This is a genomic window from Paraclostridium dentum (assembly GCF_012922555.1).
GTDB lineage: Bacteria > Bacillota > Clostridia > Peptostreptococcales > Peptostreptococcaceae > Paraclostridium > Paraclostridium dentum.
This window is the reverse complement of the sequence record NZ_WIPK01000074.1, coordinates 1-691: the sequence shown is the minus strand read 5'-3', so window position 1 is coordinate 691 and position 691 is coordinate 1. Positions and strand designations below refer to the sequence as shown.

At 48.5% G+C, this 691-nt stretch carries 1 protein-coding gene; it reads left to right on the top strand.

The annotated features are described in order from the left end of the window. The coding region (locus tag GFJ41_RS20960; protein ID WP_206001599.1) for an elongation factor 1-alpha C-terminal domain-related protein at positions 1 to 436 on the top strand (436 nt) is incomplete at its 5' end. Positions 437 to 691 lie beyond the last annotated feature (255 nt).

Here is a 691-nt window from a genome sequence, read left to right as displayed (position 1 = left end):
GGACATTCGCCGTGGTAACGTGGCTGGAGACAGCAAGAACGATCCACCCATGGAGGCTGGCAGCTTCAATGCTCAGGTCATCATCCTGAACCACCCTGGTCAGATCTCTCAGGGCTATGCTCCAGTGCTGGACTGTCACACTGCTCACATTGCCTGCAAGTTTGCTGAGCTTAAGGAGAAGATTGACCGTCGTTCTGGTAAGAAGCTTGAGGACAACCCCAAGAACCTGAAGTCTGGAGATGCTGCCATTGTTGAAATGATTCCTGGCAAGCCCATGTGTGTTGAGAGCTTCTCCACCTATCCTCCTCTTGGTCGTTTTGCTGTGCGTGACATGAGGCAGACCGTAGCCGTCGGCGTCATCAAGAGTGTCGAGAAGAAGGCTCCTGGTTCTGGCAAGGTCACAAAGTCTGCACAGAAGGCTGCCAAGGCGAAGTGAATTCTCATTCCAGTTGTTTTAAAGGTGGTGGGGCGTCCTTCCCCATTTCCTGGAATTTCTCTAAACCTGGGCACTCTACTCAAGGACTGGCTAATGCTGATTAAAACTCATCGAAAAAATTTTCGCAGGAAAGGATAATTGTTGTGGCATCACTGTTTGACAGATGGCATCTTTTTGAGTTGTTAATTTGAGTTGAATGGTTTAGATCTGCACCTGTTGCCACAGTTAAAATTGGAAAGAAAGCTGCTGAGAAAT